Source organism: Streptomyces sp. 184, from assembly GCF_045781775.1.
Lineage (GTDB): Bacteria > Actinomycetota > Actinomycetes > Streptomycetales > Streptomycetaceae > Streptomyces.
The window spans coordinates 8,063,974-8,079,738 of record NZ_CP123230.1 but is presented as its reverse complement, the minus strand read 5'-3'; the positions used below and the strand labels follow the sequence as shown (position 1 = coordinate 8,079,738).

The following is a 15,765-nucleotide window of genomic DNA, read 5'->3' as shown; positions in this document are numbered from 1 at the left end:
CGCTACCTATCTCGCAGCGCCCGTCCCAGCAGCCGCACCCCCTCGGTCACCGCGTCGGGGTGGCTCGCCGCGTATCCCAGGACCAGGCCCGGCGGGCCGGACCGTAGCCGGTGCCAGGACAGCGGCTGCACCTTGACGCCGCAGCCGAGCGCCGCCGCCGCCAGCTCCGTATCGGTCACCCCCGCCAACCCCGCGCCGGCCCTCCCGCCCGGCCCGTCGAACGTCACCGTCAGGTGCAGTCCCGCCGCCGCCCCGTGGACCACCGCGCCCGGCAGGTGCTCCGCGACCGCCGCGATCATCGCGTCCCGCCGCCGCCGGTGCCGCCCCCGCAGCAGCCGCAGGTGCCGCTCCAGCTCCCCCGACTCCATCAGCCGGGCCAGGACGAGCTGCGGCAGCACCGCGTTGCCGAGGTCGGTGAACCGCTTGGCGTTGACCAGCGCGTCCCGGTATCCCGGCGGCGGTACGACCCACCCGACCCGCAGCGCCGGCGCCAGCAGCTTCGAGACGCTGCCCATGTAGCAGACCCGCTCCGCGAGCATCGCGCGCAGCGCGGGCACCGGCGGCCGGTCGTAGCGGTGCTCGGCGTCGTAGTCGTCTTCGAGTACGAGCCTGCCGCCGTCCTCCGCCCAGCGCAGCAGCTCGCGGCGGCGCTCGCCGCTGAGCACCGCGCCGGTCGGGAACTGGTGCGCCGGGGTGAGCAGCACCGCCCGGGCGCCGGTGGCGCGCAGCGCGTCGACACGTATGCCGTCGGCGTCGACCGGCACCGGGAGGATGTCCAGCTCGCCGTTCTCCAGATGCTGGCGCATACCGAGCGAACCGGGGTCCTCCAGCGCCACCGCCTCCATGCCGTCGGCGCGCAGCACCGGGTGCAGCAGGGTCAGCGCCTGCGCGGTGCCGGCGACGATGACGACGTCGTCGGGGTCGGTGCGGATGCCGCGGTTGCGGGCGAGCCAGCCGGCGACGGCCCGGCGCAGCGCGGGGGTGCCGTGCGGGTCGCCGTAGCCGAGGTCGGTGGCGGACAGCTCGGCGAGGACGGCGCGCTCGGCGCGCAGCCAGGCGGCGCGGGGGAACGCGGCGAGGTCCGGCAGCCCGGGGGTGAGGTCGATCCGGGCCGGGGCGCCGCGCAGCGCGTCGAAGGCGTCGGGCCCGGGCGCGGGCGGGAAGAACACGGAGGGCCGCCCCGGTCCCGGCCACTCGGACCCCGGCCCGCCGGAGCCCCGTGAGCCCGGACCCGGGCCTCCCGGATCCGGCCCTCCGGCGCCCCGCGCGCCCGCACCCAGGTCTCCCGAACCCCGTCCCCCGCGCCCCGACCCAACGGATCTCGGCCCCCCGGACCCCGGCCGCCCGGATCCCGGCCCCCCGGATCCCGCCGCCGACCCGGCCCGTACCGGCGCCGCGACCACCACCGTCCCGCCGCGCCGCCGCCCCTCGACGTGCCCGTCCTCCGTCAGCCGCCGGTACGCCTCCGTGACCACCCCGCGCGACACCCGCAGCTCCGCCGCCAGCACCCGCGTCGGCGGCAGCCGGCCGCCCACCGCCAGCCGCCCGTCCGCGATCGCCTCCCGCAGCCGCCACGCCAGCCAGTCCGCCATCCCGCCCGCCGGCGCGTCACCGACGTCGAGCTGGAGGAAATCCGACCCGTACGTTTTGGACCTCTCGGAGGTCTGCTCTTCCACCCCGTTCATGGAGCCATCGTGGCACGCGCCACTGACAACGCCCCTCCGCGGCCCGGCGGCCACGGCTCCATACGGCCCGCTCACTCCCGGCATGACGACGAGTCACTCCCCGAAGACGAACTCCGGCGCCCCCTCCGTCAGCAGCGCCGCCTTCGGCGCCACGCCCCACAGGCGCTCCAGCTCCCCTTCCACCGCACCGACCAGCTCCGCCACATCCGCCGCGGCCGTCCCGTGCATGGCCTCCGCCACCACCAGCACCCTGCGCGTCTCCGCGCCGACCGCCGAATAACCGCTCTGCCGGTTCGTCCAGCGCCGGGCGTGCGCGCGCCCCGCCGAGTCGGCGAACGTCACCTCCCCCGGCACCGGGTGCTCGGTCCCGCCGCCGAACGTCGTGTACGTCTCGTCGCCGCCCGCGCGGCGCACCTGGAGCCACGGCTCGGCGATCCGGTCCACGTCCAGTACGGCAACGGGGATCGCGTACGCCACGGAGACCGCGTTGCACAGGTCCACCACCGGGTGGATCCGCGGCAGCGACCCCTCCCGCCGCAGCCGTCGCAGCAGCGACTCCGACGCGCACCGGTACTGCGTCGGCCGCAGCCCCAGCTTCGTGTACGTCCGCCGCCACGCCCGTACCTCGGGGAACTCCCCCTCCGTGCCCGCCGCCAGCCGCCCCCGCGCGACGTCCGTGTACGCCGCGACCCGCGCCTCCCACTCAGCGCCCCCACCGGGGCCACCCCCGCCGACAGCACCACCGCCCCCGCCGGCCCCGGCAGCACCACCGCCCCCGAAGTCCGCGTACAGCGCCCCCGCCGCCAGCTCCGGAAAGTCCGCCCGCAGCTCCCGCGCATGCCCGAACCGCATCGTCACGCCACCGCCAGCTTCGCGCCCAGCCCCACGAACGACACCGCGAACACCCGCCGGATCGCCGCCATCACCCGCGGCCGGCCCAGCACGTGCCCGCGTACGGCCGCCGCGCACATCCCGTACGCCGCGAACACCACGAACGTCAGCCCCATGAACACCGCGCTGAGCCGCAGCATCGCCGCCACCGACCCCTCCTGGCCCGCCGGCACGAACTGCGGCAGGAACGCGACGAAGAACATCGTCAGCTTCGGGTTGAGCAGGTTCAGCAGCACGCCGGAGACGATCACCCGTCCCACCGGCTGCGGCCCTGCCGCCGCGTCGTCCTGGACGACCAGAGCCTGCTTGTCGCGCAGCGTCGACCACGCCATGTACAGCAGATAGGCGACGCCCAGGTACTTCACCACCTCGAACGCCACGGCGCTGGCGTGCAGCAGCGCCGCGAGCCCGGTGACGGTGGCGACGACGTGCGGGACGGTGCCGAGCGTGCAGGCGAACGCGGCCACCACGCTCGCGCGCCGGCCGTGGGACAGCCCGGCGGCGAGTGTGTAGACCACGCCGGTGCCCGGCGTGACGACCACGACGAGCGTGGTCAGCAGAAAGGCGATGCTCACGGGACGGCCTCCGGCGGTGACGATGCGGTACAGCGGAACGTCACCCACCCTCGCCCACCGATGGCCTGACCGGCAGAGCCAAAGAGGGGAGAGATCACCGGTCCATAACTACTGTGCCCTCCTACGCCTCCACCTCCTACGCCTCCACCTCCTGCGCCACCATGTCCGCAAACGTCCGGGCCAGCGGCGACAGCGCCGCCCACCGCCGCACCGCCCACCCCGCCCACAGCGGCGGCAGATCCGGGACGGGCACCAGCCGCACCCCCGGGTGCCGCCCGTGCCGCCACCCGGGCAGCTCCGGTACGACCGCGTACCCGAGGCCCAGCTCCGCGAGCAGGATCGCCGTGTCCCAGTCCGCGACCGACGTGTCGAACGCCGGCAGCTTGGCCCCCGACTCCGCGAACCACGCCTCCAGATGTGCCCGCGAACTGGAGTTCCCGGGCAGACCTATGAGCCGCACCGCCGCCAGGTCCGCCGCCCCCACCGCCGGCCGGTCCGCCAGCGGATCGTCCTCCCGTACGGCCAGCACCCACCGCAGCTCCGCCGCGCGCCGCAGCTCCACGCCCCGTACCGGCGCGGCGATCGTGATCCACGCCAGGTCGGCGCCACCCGCGGCCAGCGCGGCGACGCAGCCGCGGCTGGAGTTCTCCGTCTGGAACTCCAGGCTCACCTGCGGATACCGCTCGCGGAACGCGACGACCGCCGCCGACATGAAGTGCCGTACGGTCGTCGCCCCCGTCGTTACCCGCACCGACCCGCCGTCACCGCGCGCCAGGTCGCGCAGCCGCCGCAGCGCTTGGTCCACGCCGCCGATGCCCTCGGCGGCGGCGCCGCGCAGCAGCTCCCCGGCGTGCGTGGGCACCACGCCGCGCGGATGCCGCTCCACCAGGCTGAGGCCGACCTCCCGCTCCAGCCGCTTGACGTGCTGGCTGACGGCGGACTGCGTACAGCCCAGCTCCCGCGCCACCGCGCTCAGGCTCCCCGCCCGGCACACCGCGACGAACACCCGCAGGTCGTCCAGAGTCATGCGCGTCAAGCTAGCCCTTGGGGACGCCCAAGGACACCCGCGGATTGACTTGGGCGGATCGCCGCGCACACGATGACACGATCTTCACCGCGCACCCGGCCCGCCCGGAACGCGACCGACCGACCGCCCCGACGACCTACGGAACGAGGGACGCCGTGGAACCGCTCGAAGCCGTCGCGCTCGCCGGCGCCGGACTCGTCGCCGGCGGCATGAACGCGGTCGTCGGCTCCGGCACCCTGATCACCTTCCCCACGCTCCTGGCCCTCGGCTACCCCCCGGTGCTCGCGAACGTCTCCAACACCGTGGGCCTCGTCCCCGGCGTCGCCGGCGCCGTCTACGGCTACCGCCGCGAGCTGCGCGGCCAGCGCAGCCGCATACTGCGCTTCGGCACCGCCTCCCTCCTCGGCGGCCTGGCCGGTGCGCTGCTGCTCCTGCAACTGCCGGCCGAGGCGTTCCAGGCCGTGATCCCCGTCCTGATCCTGACGGCCTGCGCGCTGGTCCTCCTCCAGCCCGTCCTCAGCCGCCGCCTCGCCCGGCGCGGCGAGGACGACGACAAGGACGGCGGCACCCCGATGTGGTTCGGCGTCCTCGGCACGGGCGTCTACGGCGGCTACTTCGGGGCCGCCCAGGGCGTCATCCTCATGGGCCTGTTCGGCACGTTCGTCCGCGACGACCTCCAGCGCCTCAACGCCGTCAAGAACGTCCTCGCCGCCCTCGTCAACGGGGTCGCCTCGATCGTCTTCATCATCGTCACCGACGTCGACTGGACCGCGGCCGGCATCATCGCCATCGGCTCCACGCTCGGCGGCTTCCTGGGCGCGCACCTGGGCCGCAAGCTCACGCCCGCCCTGATGCGTACGATCATCGTCGCCGTGGGCACCACGGCCGCCCTCATCATGATCATCCGCTGACGGCGGGAGCCCGGGCCACGCACCGGCCCGCGGGTGTACGTGCCTAGCCGAACACCCGGTCCAGCACCGCCGCGATGCCGTCCTCGTCGTTCGACGCGGTCACCTCGTCCGCCACCGCGACCAGTTCCGGGTGCGCCCCGGCCATCGCCACGCCGTGCCCGGCCCAGCGGAACATGGGGATGTCGTTCGGCATGTCCCCGAACGCGATCGTGTCCGCCCCCCTGACCCCCAGGCGGCGCGCCGCGAGCGACAGGCCGGTGGCCTTGCTCAGCCCGAGGGGCAGCACCTCGACGGTGTCGGCGCCGGCGAGTACCACCTCCACGAGGTCGCCGACGGTGTCCCGGGCGGCGGCCGTCAGCGCGTCGTCGTCCAGGTCGGGGTGCTGGAGGTAGAGCTTGCCGATCGGCTGCGCCCACAGCTCGGCACGCTCCGCGACCCGGCGGACCGGCAGGTTCCCCCGGGCCACGGCGCGGAAGCCGGGGCCGAAGACCACCTCGCCCGCGAGCCCGTCGGTGCTGGCGGCCACGGCCACCTCGCCGACCTCCGCCTCCAGCTTCGCCACCGCGTCGGCGGCGAGGCGCCGGTCGAGCGTCACGGAGGTCAGCAGCCGGTGCTCGCCCGCGTGGTAGACCTGCGCGCCCTGGCCGCAGACGGCCAGCCCGTCGTAGCCCAGCTCGTCGAGTATGTGCCGGGTCCAGGCCACGGCGCGGCCGGTGACGACGATGTGCGCCGCGCCCCGCGCGCACGCCGCCTCGATCGCGGCGCGCGTACGCGGTGAGACCGTCTCGTCGCTGCGCAGCAGTGTGCCGTCGAGGTCGGTCGCGATGAGCCGGTACGGGAGCACGCCGTCCACGCCGCTCATTTCGCGACCGGCTCCAGCAGCTCGCGCCCGCCCAGGTACGGCCGCAGCACCTCCGGCACGACCACCGAGCCGTCCCGCTGCTGGTGCGTCTCCAGGAGCGCCACGATCGTCCGCGGCACCGCGCACAGCGTCCCGTTCAGCGTCGCCAGGGGGCGCGCCGCCTTCTTCTGGCCCTGCCCGTCGCGCATCCGCACCGACAGCCGCCGCGCCTGGAACTCGCCGCAGTTCGACGTGGACGTCAGCTCGCGGTACTTGCCCTGCGTCGGGATCCACGCCTCGCAGTCGTACTTCCGCGCGGCCGACGCGCCCAGGTCGCCGGACGCCACGTCGATCACGCGGTACGCCAGGCCGAGCGCCGACAGCCACTGCTTCTCCCACTCCAGCAGCCGCGCGTGCTCCGCCTCGGCGTCCTCCGGGGCCACGTACGAGAACATCTCGACCTTGTCGAACTGGTGCACCCGGATGATGCCGCGGGTGTCCTTGCCGTGCGAGCCCGCCTCGCGGCGGAAGCAGGGCGAGAACCCGGCGTAGCGCAGGGGCAGCCGGTCGGCCTCGATGATCTCGTCCATGTGGTACGCCGCGAGCGTGACCTCGGAGGTGCCGACGAGGTAGAAGTCGTCGCGCTCCAGGTAGTACACGTCCTCGGCGGCCTGGCCGAGGAAGCCCGTGCCCTCCATGGCGCGCGGCTTGACCAGCGCGGGCGTGAGCATCGGGGTGAAGCCGGCGGCCGTGGCCTGCGCGATGGCCGCGTTGACCAGGGCCAGCTCCAGCAGGGCGCCGACGCCCGTCAGGTAGTAGAACCGCGAGCCGGAGACCTTCGCGGCGCGCTCGACGTCGATGGCGCCCAGGATGCGGCCCAGCTCCAGGTGGTCGCGCGGCTCGAAGCCCTCGGCGGCGAAGTCGCGCGGGGTGCCGACGGTCTCCAGCAGCGCGAAGTCGTCCTCGCCGCCTACGGGCACTTCGGGATGGACCACGTTCGCCAGGCGCAGCAGCAGGCGCTGCGTCTCGGCGGCGGCCTCGTCCTGCTCGGCGTCCGCGGCCTTGACGGCCGCCGACAGCTCGCCGGTGCGCCGCAGCAGGTCCTGCTTCTCCTCGCCCTGCGCGCGCGGGATCAGCTTGCCGAGCTGCTTCTGCTCGGCCCGCAGCTCGTCGAAGCGGGAACCGGACGACCTGCGCCGCTCGTCGGCGGAGAGCAGGGCATCGACGAGGTCGACGTCCTCTCCACGGGCGCGCTGCGAGGCGCGCACTCGGTCGGGGTCCTCACGAAGCAGGCGAAGGTCAATCACGGAGTCAGGTTACCGGGGTGCGCGGACCGGCTCGAAGCCGATTTCCACCCCTGTGGATTTCCAGGCGTTTTGCGGTGAATAGCCGGTTTCGCGGATCGCCCTCCCCGCGGGGTGGAGAAAAGGGGCGTGAAGGTGCAATCAGGACATAAGGCCGACGGATGTCCGTGGTGCGCAGGGCAGTTGAGGATCCCTTTTCCACAGGTGGACGCGGATCCCGAAAGTTATCCACAGGTCGGGGAGGCGGCCTGTGGAAGTCGGGGAAGATCGTTCCGTGTGGCCGGTGCTGGCGCAGGAATTCCCCGATGAGGCCCCGGCTACACACCCTTTGGAGCGGAATTGCCTACCGCCTTAGAGTGGATCAAGCGAATTGCCGTGACGAGTAACCATCTGAGCAGTTGGACGCCGGAAATCAGTCACTAGACAGATTTGTCGACATTGCCCGTTCGGGTGCCGGAGTTATGCACAGCACGCCCCCGCACCCTGTGGATAACTCTGTGACCTGTGCACAGATGCCAGGTCAGCCGCGGCCGTCCAGGCACCGCGTGAGCCAGTCGGAAGCCTCCGTGAAGGCCGTGTCCGACGTCCCGAGCCGCAGCGGCTGCACATCGGCCGGCGACAGCCCCGCGCGCGGGTACGAACCCAGGAACCGCACCCGCGGACAGATCCGCTTCAGCCCCATCAGCGCCTCGCCCACCCGGCGGTCGGTGATGTGCCCCTCGCAGTCCACCGAGAAGCAGTACCGCCCGATGCCCTCGCCCGTCGGCCGCGACTCGATGCGCAGCAGGTTGACGCCGCGCACCGCGTACTCCTGGAGCAGCTCCATCAGCGCGCCCGGGTGGTCGTCGCCGAGCCAGATCACGACCGACGTCTTGTCCGCGCCCGTCGGCGCCGCAGGCCGCGCCGGGCGGCCGACGAGGACGAACCGGGTCTCGGCGTTCTCCGCGTCGTGGATGTCGGAGACCAGCGGCTCCAGCCCGTACACCGACGCGGCGAACTCGCCCGCGAACGCCCCGTCCACCCGCCCCTCCTGCACCTGCCGCGCACCGTCCGCGTTCGACGCCGACGACTCCCACACCGCGTCCGGCAGATGCCCGGCCAGCCAGCGCCGCACCTGCGGCTGCGCCACCGGGTGCCCGGTGACCGTCTTGAGGTCCTCCAGCCGCGTCCCCGGCCGCACCAGCAGGGCGAACGCGATCGGCAGCAGCACCTCGCGGTAGATCATCAGCGGCTCGCCGAGCGCCAGCTCGTCGAGCGTGGCGGTGACACCGCCCTCAACGGAGTTCTCGATCGGCACCAGCGCGCCCGCGGCACCCCCGCCGCGCACCGAGTCCAGCACCGCGGGCACCGACACCATCGGCACCAGCTCGCGCGTCGCCGCCTCCGGCAGGGTGCGCAGCGCGGCCTCGGTGAAGGTGCCTTCGGGGCCGAGATAGGTGAAGCGGCTGGCGGACATGAGGGCGGCTCCTCGTGGGCGGTCGGCGAGACGGCCACGATACCCACGGGCGCGGGGCGGGGGGCGCCGGTCCGGGTAACGGACGATCATGGAGCGGGGCGGGGGGCGGTCGGGGGAGACGGCCGGTGCGCATCCCGTACGACCCGGGCGGGCCCGTGCCGTACGGAAACCGCGAGGCCCGTGCCGTACGGGAAGCGCTGGCCCCTGCCCTACGGGAAGCGCGGACCGTGCCGGGTACCCCCGGTCCGTACGAGAGCCCCGCTCAGCCCTCCAGCAGCCGCTGCCCCACGTACTCGCCCGCCGCCGCCCCGCCCGGCACCGCGAACAGCCCGCTCGCCTCGTGCCGCAGGAAGCGCGACAGCCCGTCGCCCCGGTCCAGCTTCCGCTGGACCGGCACGAAGCCCTTCAGCGGATCCGCCTGCCAGGCGACGAACAGCAGCCCCGCGTCCGGCACCGGCCCGTCCCGGGTGTCCAGATAGCCGTCGTGGTACGAGAACGAGCGGCGCAGCATCGTCGCCCCGCCGTTGGACTCCGACGCCGCCACCCGCACGTGCGCGTCCCCCGCGATGGCGAGCGACCCGTCCGCGAGTTGTTTGTTCATGTCCACCGGCGTCGTCTCCTCGCCACCGGACAGCGGGGCCCCGTCGGACCTGCGGCGGCCGATGACCCGCTCCTGCCGCTCCCGCGACAGGTGGTCCCACGTGTCGAGCAGCATCCGGATCCGGCGGAACACGGCGTACGAGCCGCCCGCCAGCCACTCCTGCTCGCCTCCCCCGCCGGCTACGCCCTCATTGGCGGGGGTACCCCCATTGGCGGGCACGAAGACGTGCCCGTCGAAGTCCGGGTCGGTGGGCTTGGGGTTGTTGGTGCCGTCGACCTGCCCCATCAGGTTGCGTGCCGTACGGGGCCGGTCGGTGGCGCCCGGCGTGCGGTTGAAGCCGCTCATCTGCCACCGCAGCACCGCCGCGTCGCCCGCCCGGCGCTGGAGCGTGCGCAGCGCGTCGAACGCCACGAGCGCGTCGTCCGCGCCGATCTGGAGCCACAGGTCGCCGTCGCTGCGCCGCGGGTCCAGCGCGTCCGCGGAGAACGGCGGCAGGGGGGCGAGCCCGGCGGGGCGCCGGGCGGCCAGGCCGGTGCGGTCGAAGAACGTGCGCCCGAAGCCGAACGTCACGGTCAGCCCGGCGGGCCCGGCGTCGAGCGCGCTGCCGGTGCCGTCCGCCGCCGCCCCGCCCTCGCTCAGCTCACGGGCCGTCGCCGACCAGCGCTTGAGCAGCGCCGCGGCTTCCTTGCGCCTGGCTCCCGGGGCGAGGTCGAAGGCGGCGAAGTGGCCCGCGGCCTGGAGCGGTGTGGTGATGCCCGCCTGGTGGGTGCCGTGGAACGGCACGCCGTTCGCGCCGATCGACGTCAGCGGCGCGGGCGGCTCGTCCCGCAGCGCTTCGGCGGCGACCGCGCCGGAGGCGCCCCCGGCGAGGAGCCCCGCCGCCCCGGCGGCCCCCGCGGCGCCGACGAGGCGGCGGCGGGAGACCGGGTGCCGTGGGGGCTCGGCGGCGTCGGCGTCGGCGTCCGGTTTCGTACGGGAGGAACGTGTGGAACTCACGGGATGGTCAACTTCTTCTTTTCTGTCACCTGGTCGATGGGTGAGGTGCGCACGGTCATCCTCAGGGTCCACTCCCCGGCCATCGGGAGCTGCACGCCGGTGGCGGCCCAGTGCCCGTTCTCCACGGGGGTGGGGACGACGTCGAGCGGGCCGACGTCCTTCTCCTCCAGGGTGAAGGAGAGCCGTAGCTCGGGGACGTTGAGGAGCTGGTTGTTGGCGTCGGTCAGGTAGATGTGCAGTTGGTTGTCGCCGGTACGACCGGGGTCCACGGTGATCTCCGCGGTACCGGCGCCGCCCTGCCCGCCCGTGTCGTACGGGATCCTCACCTTCACCGGCCCGGCCGGCTGCTGCTGCGCCGACTCGGCCGCGGCCTGCTCGGTCTCGGCCCTGCCCGGCTGGGTGCCCGTGAGCAGCGTGACGACCGACAGCAGTACGACGGCGAGGGCCGTCTCGACAAGGACCGACTGGCGCAGGCCCCGGCGCACGGGGTCGGAGTCGCGCTCCTTGCGCGCGCGGTTCGCGTCGACGGCGGCCCGCTGGCGGGCGAGCTGCGCGGCGCGGTCGGGGTCGTCGGCGTCGCCACCGGTGTCGGTGTCGGGTTCGTCACCGGAGGTGTCGCCGTCAGGTACGGAGCCACCGGAGCCCGAGCCCTGGACCGGCACCGTGGCGCCGTCCCGCGCCCCGCCACCGCCCGCCGGCACCGCCCCGCCGCCGGCCGCGGCGTGGACGAGCGGCGCCTCCGCCGTCTCCTCCGCCGGCTCCGCGCTCGCCGCGAGCCCCGAGCCGGCCAGGCGGTGCGTCCAGCGCCGCGACGTCCAGCCCGCGGTGATCAGCACCGCGACCAGCCCCAGCTTCACCAGCAGCAACTGCCCGTACGTCGTGTCCGTCAGCGCGCCCCAACTGCCCAGCCCGCGCCACGCCTGGTACAGCCCCGTGCCGGCGAGCACGGTCACCGCCGTCAGCGCCATCCGCGAGAAGCGGCGTATGACGTACGACGGGACGCGCGGCCCGAGGCGCAGGCTCAGCGTCAGCGAGGTGAGGCCGCCGAGCCAGACGGCGACGGCCAGCAGGTGCAGCATCGTCATCGGGACGGCCAGCCACGGCTGGATGCCGGTGGAGGCGTGCTCGGCCATGCCCCACGTCGCGGCGAGGCCGACGGCGACCACGCCGCCGCCGAGCAGGAGGCCGATGGCCAGGTCGCGGCTGCGGGCGGCGGCGTCGTCACCGGACGCGGGCGCGGCGGCCGTACCGGAGCCGGCATCCGGGCCCGTACCCGCATCCGCGCCCTTCTCGGCCTCCGCGCCGACCCCGGAGCCCGCCCCGGCGTCCGCTCCCGCTCCCGCCTTCGCCCCCGCCTCCGCCTCCGCGCGCGCGGTCTTCGCGCCCGGGTCGGTCTCCCGCCCGTACACCCCGAACAGCACCGCCAGCACCACCGCCGCCGCGCCCAGCAGCAGCAGCCGCGACAGCAGGGCCGTGCCAGGGCGGGTCTCCAGCACGTCGCGCAGCGAGTCGAGCCCGAAGTCCGCGCCCGTGTACGGCCCGCGCAGCAGCAGCAGTGCCACGGTGGCGGCGAACAGCAGCGCCCACCCCCCGCTCGCCACCCGCCGCACGATCCGGTTGCGCCCGCCGCAGACGCCCGCGAACACCGCGCCGCCGACGAGCAGCACGAAGCCCGCGTACGCCACGTAGCGCGCGGTGTCGTAGAGCGCCTTGGCGCTGCCGTTGTCCTCGCCCGCCTCGGACACCGCCACCGTCGTCTTCGACGGCTTGCCCACGGAGAACGTGAACGCCCCCGAGATCGGGTGGCTGTCGGCGGACACGGTCTTCCAGACCACCGTGAACGTGCCGTCCGGCAGCCCGGGGCGCAGCGCGGTCGACGCCGTCTTGGTGTTGCCGTCGACGTGGCCGGCGTCGCCCTTGGTGACGTCGTTGCCGTCGGGGTCGAGGACGCGGATGGCGTCGTCGCTCAGTTGCACGCCCTCGGAGAAGGTCAGCGTGACGGCCTGCGGCGCCTCCTGCACGACCGAGCCCTCGGCCGGGTCGGTGGCGGTGAGCGCGGCGTGCGCGGCGGCCGGGGTGGCGCCGGGCAGGAGGACGCACAGCACGGCGGCGACGGCGGCGCACAGCGCCCCGAGCGCGCGCCTGCGGTGCATCGAGCGCCGGCGGATCGGTGCGCGGCGCACTCGGTGGAGCTGTCCGGATGGGGTCATGGCACGCCTCTCACTCCGCGGGGCGGTATGTCGTCGGCTGCACCGGCACCTCGACCTCGATCGGCTCCGACTCGGCGAAGTGCAGCACGAAGGAGACCTTCTCGCCAACCTCCGGGCGCCGGTCCAGCTTCTCCAGCATCAGGTGGTCACCGCCGCGGGCGAGGCTCAGCTCGCCGCCCGCGGGCACGTCGAGGCCGTCCACGGCGCGCATCCGCTCACCTTGCGTGGTGTGCAGGGTGACGTCGTCGGCGAGGTCGGTGCTGACGCCGGTGAGCCGGTCGGCGGCGGCGCCGTCGTTGCGTACGGTCAGGTAGCCGGCGGCGAGGTCCTTCAGCACCGGCCGGGGTACGAAGCCGGCCTCGGCGCGCAGCCGCGGGCCGTCGCCGGAGCGGGGTTCCGCCTTCGTCCCCGTACCGGAACCGCCACCGGAGCACGCGGTCAGGCACCCGAGGGACAGGGACACGGCTACCGCAGTAACTACTGCTGCCCGCCCGGCACGCCTCACGGGTTCTGCCCCCTGACCAGCTTCGGCATGTCCTTGGCGTACTCCTCCGCCGTCACCCCGGCGAGATACAGGACGTGCGCCTTGTCGTCCTTCGGCGAGTACGCCAGGACCTCCGCGCCGTGGCTGACGGTGATGCTGCCGTCCTTCTCCTCGACCGGCTTCTCCAGGTGCACGCCGACGCTTTTCGCGGCGTCCTTGACCGCGGCGAAGTCGCCGGTCAGGCCGATGAAGTCCTTGTCCTGGGCGTCGAGCCAGGCGCCCAGCCGGCGCGGGGTGTCCCGCTCGGGGTCGGTGCTGACCATGACGACCTGGAGCTTCTCCTGCTCGGCGCGGGGCAGCTTCTGCTTGGCGATGGCGATGTCGCTCATCGTCGTGGGGCAGACGTCGGGGCAGTTGGTGTAGCCGAAGAAGAGCAGGGTGGGCTTGCCCGCGGTCTCGGCGACGAGGTCGAACTCCTTGCCCTCGGTGTCGGTGAGGACGAGGGCCGGCTTCTCCTTGGGGGTGTCGAGGACGACGCCGGGATCGGTGCTGCCGCCGGAGATCTCGACGGCCGGCTTGGCGCCGTCGCCGCCGGAGTCCGAGCCGCAGGCGGTGAGGGTGAGGGCTGCGGCGGCGGCGAGGGCCGCGGCGGCGTAGGCGGTGGTGGTACGGGTTGTGCGCATGCTGTGGTTCCTTGAGGGGTGGGGTGGCCCGGCCCGGCGCTGCCGGCCGGGCCACCGCTTGCGTATGGCGTGCCGAGTGCCGTTCCCGCGCCTACTGCGCCGCGGACGAGCCGCCCGCGCCGCGCCGCCGCGACAGCACGCCGAACGCGACGCCGCCGGCGCCGAGCACGATGCCGACGATGCCGAGCGTGCGGGCCGTGGTGTCGGAGGAGCTTTCGTCGTCGGCGGCCGTGTCGTCGGCGCCGTCGTCGCCCTCGGCCGCGGCGGGCTCGGTCTCGTCGCCGTTCGCGGCGTCGTCGGCGTCGTCCCCGGCGCCGCCGTGGCCGCCGTCCTCGGCCGGCTCCAGCGCCAGCACGGGCGCCGGGTGCTCCGGCTCCTCCGCGCCCTCCTCGGGCACCTCGATCCAGCGGACGACCTCGTCGCTGTCGTACGTCTGGACGGCCTTGAACACCAACTGGTCGGCGTCCTCGGGCAGCGCGCCCATGGAGACGGGGAACTGCTGGAACGTGCCCGGCTCGATCTTCCCGCCGGACCAGGTGACCTTGCTGGCGGCCTCGGTGATCTTCTCGCCGTGCGAGTCGATCGGGGTGTCGAGCGTGGCCTTCTCCACCTTCACGTCCCAGCCGGGCACGGGCTGGGGCATGACGGACGTCAGCGGGTGGTCGGTCGGCAGGGTGACCTCCAGCTTGATCGTGGAGGCGTCGTCGCGCTCGTTGGGCACCTTGAAGTTGACGGTCGCGTACCCGCCCTGCTCGGCCTCGCCGGGGTCGATGCTGACGTGCGCGGCGGCCGGCCCGGCGAGAACCAGGACGGCGCCGGCGGCGATGGCGGTACTGACGGACATTCGCCGCATACGGGATGACTTCATGACTGACACACTCCGGTCGGTGGGGATGGATTGGGGGGTTGGCGCGCGTGCGGCAGCGGCGCGACCACCCGCTCATCCGAAGCCCGGGGCCCGTGCCCGCCCGTGCCGGGCGGGGCGTGCGGCGCGTGGGCCGTAAGCCGGAGGGGTGCCGTCGCGTCAGGCCGCGAGGGCGAGGGCCGGGGGCCCGCGGCGTACGACGGCGTGCTGGAGATCGCGTACGGTACGGGCGCTCCGCCCGTCGTACGCCGTCGCCGCCCCGGGGCGCGCGGCCGGCCGGCCGGCGTCGTCGAGCCCGGCGTCCAGTGCCCGCACGTAGCGCACGGCGGCGCGCAGCGGGGCGAGGCCGGCGCCCGCGCCGGTGGCGGCGGCGATGCGCAGGAGGGTCGTGATCGCGGCGTCGCCGCGGCGCAGGAGGCAGCCGGCGGCGAGGGCGGCGAGGAGGTGGCCGAGGACCATCGGCAGGGAGTACGTGGACAGGTCGAACGCGGCGCCGAGGCCCTCGCCGATCCCGCCGTGCCCGGCGTGCGGGAGCGCCGCGCCGCCCGCGCCGCCCGCCCCGCCCGCGCCGCCCGCCCCGCCCGCGCCGCCCGCCCCGCCGAGGCCGGCGTCCGGGTCGAGCCCGGCGTTCGTGACGATCTTGCGCGCGTGGCCCTCGGAGAGGTTCATCGCGGCGTCGTTGCACAGCAGCCGGCGGGCGAGGTCGACGGCGGCGCTGCCGCCCTCGCCGCCCGCGTGCGAACCGCCGTGCGCCCCCGTCGCCGTACCCGCCCCCGCGGCCGTACCGCCGACGGCGCAGTACTGCCCGAGCCCGAAGACGCCGTGCAGCCCGATCTGCCCCACCGCCAGCAGCGCCGCGATCCCCGGCAGCGACCGCTCCCGCCCGGCCAGCGGCACGGCCACCGCGAACACCAGCGCCGCGGCGACGCCGAGCGTCCACAGCGGCACCGTCTCGTCCGAGGCCAGGACGTGCCCGCCGGCGGCCAGCACGACGCAGACCGCGGTGAACACCGCGGCCCGTAGGAGGCGCAGCTCCGCAGCGGCGGGAGCGTGAGGGGCAGCCATGGCGGGCGCTATCATCTCACCGCACGGCCGTACGAGCCCGTCCGGGGCACCGATCGGCCGGATCCGGGCCATGTCATGTCCCACCCCGAAAGGCGGAAGAAACCCCTCCGCCGAATGAGGGTTCTCACGCAACTCGCGTGCTTACGGTGCCGACACAAGGGTTATACGTAC

At 74.5% G+C, this 15,765-nt stretch carries 14 protein-coding genes; 1 reads left to right on the top strand and 13 read right to left on the bottom strand.

The annotated features are described in order from the left end of the window. Nucleotides 1-2: 2 nt before the first annotated feature. The 4 genes from QBL21_RS34645 to QBL21_RS34630 all read right to left on the bottom strand — a co-directional run bounded on the left by QBL21_RS34645 (nucleotide 3) and on the right by QBL21_RS34630 (nucleotide 4,178). On the bottom strand, nucleotides 3-1,685 hold the full coding sequence (locus QBL21_RS34645) for a PLP-dependent aminotransferase family protein (RefSeq protein ID WP_407566169.1): 1,683 nt from the start codon (nucleotides 1,683-1,685) through the stop codon (nucleotides 3-5). A 93-nt stretch (nucleotides 1,686-1,778) separates the two neighbouring features. Further along, nucleotides 1,779-2,537, bottom strand: coding sequence for a B3/4 domain-containing protein (locus QBL21_RS34640; RefSeq protein WP_407566666.1), 759 nt, complete (start codon nucleotides 2,535-2,537; stop codon nucleotides 1,779-1,781). A gap of 2 nt (nucleotides 2,538-2,539) precedes the next feature. Continuing rightward, nucleotides 2,540-3,151: a LysE family translocator gene (locus QBL21_RS34635; RefSeq protein WP_407566168.1), complete on the bottom strand. Its 612-nt coding sequence runs from the start codon at nucleotides 3,149-3,151 to the stop codon at nucleotides 2,540-2,542. A gap of 136 nt (nucleotides 3,152-3,287) precedes the next feature. Continuing rightward, nucleotides 3,288-4,178, bottom strand: a complete 891-nt coding sequence (locus QBL21_RS34630; RefSeq protein ID WP_407566167.1) for a LysR family transcriptional regulator — start codon at nucleotides 4,176-4,178, stop codon at nucleotides 3,288-3,290. A gap of 155 nt (nucleotides 4,179-4,333) precedes the next feature. On the opposite strand from QBL21_RS34630, the gene QBL21_RS34625 reads away from it, so the two are divergent. After that, entirely contained in the window at nucleotides 4,334-5,089 is a 756-nt protein-coding gene (locus QBL21_RS34625; RefSeq protein ID WP_407566166.1) for a sulfite exporter TauE/SafE family protein, read from the top strand. Nucleotides 5,090-5,132: 43 nt separating this feature from the next. On the opposite strand, the gene QBL21_RS34620 is transcribed toward QBL21_RS34625, so the two are convergent. The 9 genes from QBL21_RS34620 to QBL21_RS34580 all read right to left on the bottom strand — a co-directional run bounded on the left by QBL21_RS34620 (nucleotide 5,133) and on the right by QBL21_RS34580 (nucleotide 15,666). After that, a complete protein-coding gene (locus QBL21_RS34620; RefSeq protein ID WP_407566165.1) occupies nucleotides 5,133-5,951 on the bottom strand; it encodes a Cof-type HAD-IIB family hydrolase in 819 nt (272 codons plus the stop codon). Then, the gene (gene serS / locus QBL21_RS34615; protein WP_407566164.1) at nucleotides 5,948-7,237 is read right to left on the bottom strand and encodes a serine--tRNA ligase; all 1,290 of its coding nucleotides are present in this window, start codon (nucleotides 7,235-7,237) and stop codon (nucleotides 5,948-5,950) included. Before serS ends, QBL21_RS34620 begins: the two co-directional genes overlap by 4 nt. A gap of 517 nt (nucleotides 7,238-7,754) precedes the next feature. Next, the gene (pheA, locus tag QBL21_RS34610) at nucleotides 7,755-8,690 is read right to left on the bottom strand and encodes a prephenate dehydratase (protein WP_407566163.1); all 936 of its coding nucleotides are present in this window, start codon (nucleotides 8,688-8,690) and stop codon (nucleotides 7,755-7,757) included. 262 nt (nucleotides 8,691-8,952) lie between these two features. After that, nucleotides 8,953-10,287, bottom strand: a complete 1,335-nt coding sequence (gene efeB / locus QBL21_RS34605) for an iron uptake transporter deferrochelatase/peroxidase subunit (RefSeq protein ID WP_407566162.1) — start codon at nucleotides 10,285-10,287, stop codon at nucleotides 8,953-8,955. Next, nucleotides 10,284-12,497: a copper resistance CopC/CopD family protein gene (locus QBL21_RS34600; RefSeq protein WP_407566161.1), complete on the bottom strand. Its 2,214-nt coding sequence runs from the start codon at nucleotides 12,495-12,497 to the stop codon at nucleotides 10,284-10,286. Before QBL21_RS34600 ends, efeB begins: the two co-directional genes overlap by 4 nt. Nucleotides 12,498-12,507: 10 nt before the next feature. After that, nucleotides 12,508-13,002 carry a copper chaperone PCu(A)C gene (locus QBL21_RS34595; RefSeq protein WP_407566160.1) on the bottom strand — a complete coding sequence of 165 codons (495 nt, stop codon included), beginning with the start codon at nucleotides 13,000-13,002 and terminating at the stop codon, nucleotides 12,508-12,510. After that, nucleotides 12,999-13,664 carry an SCO family protein gene (locus QBL21_RS34590; protein WP_407566159.1) on the bottom strand — a complete coding sequence of 222 codons (666 nt, stop codon included), beginning with the start codon at nucleotides 13,662-13,664 and terminating at the stop codon, nucleotides 12,999-13,001. The genes QBL21_RS34595 and QBL21_RS34590 overlap by 4 nt, the downstream gene beginning before the upstream one ends. 91 nt (nucleotides 13,665-13,755) lie before the next feature. After that, nucleotides 13,756-14,517, bottom strand: coding sequence for a YcnI family protein (locus tag QBL21_RS34585; RefSeq protein ID WP_407566665.1), 762 nt, complete (start codon nucleotides 14,515-14,517; stop codon nucleotides 13,756-13,758). 171 nt (nucleotides 14,518-14,688) lie between these two features. Continuing rightward, a complete protein-coding gene (locus QBL21_RS34580) occupies nucleotides 14,689-15,666 on the bottom strand; it encodes a hypothetical protein (RefSeq protein WP_407566158.1) in 978 nt (325 codons plus the stop codon). Nucleotides 15,667-15,765: the final 99 nt, after the last annotated feature.

Excerpts from the sequence above, each read along its gene's own strand:
- QBL21_RS34645 (WP_407566169.1), bottom strand. The coding sequence starts at position 1,685 with ATGAACGGGGTGGAAGAGCAGACCTCCGAGAGGTCCAAAACGTACGGG.
- QBL21_RS34640 (WP_407566666.1), bottom strand. The coding sequence starts at position 2,537 with ATGCGGTTCGGGCATGCGCGGGAGCTGCGGGCGGACTTTCCGGAGCTG.
- QBL21_RS34630 (WP_407566167.1), bottom strand. The coding sequence starts at position 4,178 with ATGACTCTGGACGACCTGCGGGTGTTCGTCGCGGTGTGCCGGGCGGGG.
- QBL21_RS34620 (WP_407566165.1), bottom strand. The coding sequence starts at position 5,951 with ATGAGCGGCGTGGACGGCGTGCTCCCGTACCGGCTCATCGCGACCGAC.
- pheA (WP_407566163.1), bottom strand. The coding sequence starts at position 8,690 with ATGTCCGCCAGCCGCTTCACCTATCTCGGCCCCGAAGGCACCTTCACC.
- QBL21_RS34600 (WP_407566161.1), bottom strand. The coding sequence starts at position 12,497 with ATGACCCCATCCGGACAGCTCCACCGAGTGCGCCGCGCACCGATCCGC.
- QBL21_RS34590 (WP_407566159.1), bottom strand. The coding sequence starts at position 13,664 with ATGCGCACAACCCGTACCACCACCGCCTACGCCGCCGCGGCCCTCGCC.
- QBL21_RS34585 (WP_407566665.1), bottom strand. The coding sequence starts at position 14,517 with ATGCGGCGAATGTCCGTCAGTACCGCCATCGCCGCCGGCGCCGTCCTG.
- QBL21_RS34580 (WP_407566158.1), bottom strand. The coding sequence starts at position 15,666 with ATGGCCCGGATCCGGCCGATCGGTGCCCCGGACGGGCTCGTACGGCCG.